Here is a 1233-nt window from a genome sequence, read left to right on the forward strand (position 1 = left end):
TTTATTGAGTGAGGGTGCAATTTTCATAGCGTAAGCGATTGCATGCGAACTTTCGAATGCTGGGATGATTCCCTCCAATTTCGTTAAAAGTTCGAAACCTTGCAACGCTTCTTCATCTGTTATGGATACGTACTGAGCTCTTTTTTCATCGTGTAGATAACTATGTTCAGGTCCCACACCCGGATAATCTAAACCTGCAGAAATAGAATATGCAAGTTGAATTTGACCGTCTTCATCTTGTAAAACGTAAGATTTACTCCCGTGAAGTACGCCTATTTTCCCCGCAGTCAAAGAAGCTGCATGTTGCCCAGTTTCTAATCCTTTTCCTGCGGCTTCCACTCCTATCAATTCAACATCTTTATCTTCTATAAAAGGGTAAAATATACCCATAGCATTACTGCCTCCGCCAACACATGCAACTATATAATCAGGCAGCCTTCCTTCTTTTTCTAAAATCTGATTTTTAGATTCATCACCAATAACCCTTTGAAAATCTCTAACTATTTTAGGATATGGATGTGGCCCTACAACAGAGCCTATAACGTAGTGCGTGTTTTCAACGTTTGTAACCCAGTCTCTAATAGCTTCATTTATGGCTTCCTTTAAAGTTTGGCTACCACTGTATACAGGCACTACTTTTGCTCCCAGCATCCTCATTTTGTATACGTTGAGGGCTTGCCTTCTGATGTCTTCTGCCCCCATGTAAACTATACATTCCAAACCAAATCTAGCAGCAGCGGTCGCTGTTGCTACACCATGCTGGCCTGCACCGGTCTCTGCTATTATTCTTTTTTTATTCATTTTTTTTGCAAGTAATACTTGCCCCAAGGCGTTATTTATTTTGTGTGCTCCTGTATGATTTAAATCTTCTCTTTTTAGATATATCTTTGGACCATTAAGGTATTCTGTAAATCTTTCAGCAAAATATAAAGGTGTAGGCCTTCCACAGTAATCTTTCAACAAACCTTGGTATTCGTCTATAAAATCAGGATCTTTTGAATATTTTTCGTGAGCTTCCTCCAATTCTTCAAGTGCCGGAATCAATGTCTCTGGAACGTATCTACCTCCATACTGACCAAAATAAGCCTTTTTCATAAAAATTCATCCTCCTTCTTGTTTTTTGCAATTTAAAAGTTTGTTATAGCACCCCTTCGCCCCGTTCCCCCACTCTTCTTTAGAAAGGGAACTGCGGTCCCTAACCCAGTGGGGGGTGGAGGGCTCCGCCCTGTGACC

At 40.6% G+C, this 1233-nt stretch carries 1 protein-coding gene; it reads right to left on the reverse strand.

Annotation, left to right across the window (positions count from 1 at the left end):
• A partial coding sequence (gene trpB, locus AA81_RS13085) for a tryptophan synthase subunit beta (protein ID WP_103899283.1) occupies positions 1 to 1095 on the reverse strand: 1095 nt, incomplete at its 3' end.
• Positions 1096 to 1233: the final 138 nt, after the last annotated feature.

The organism is Petrotoga halophila DSM 16923 (genome assembly GCF_002924615.1).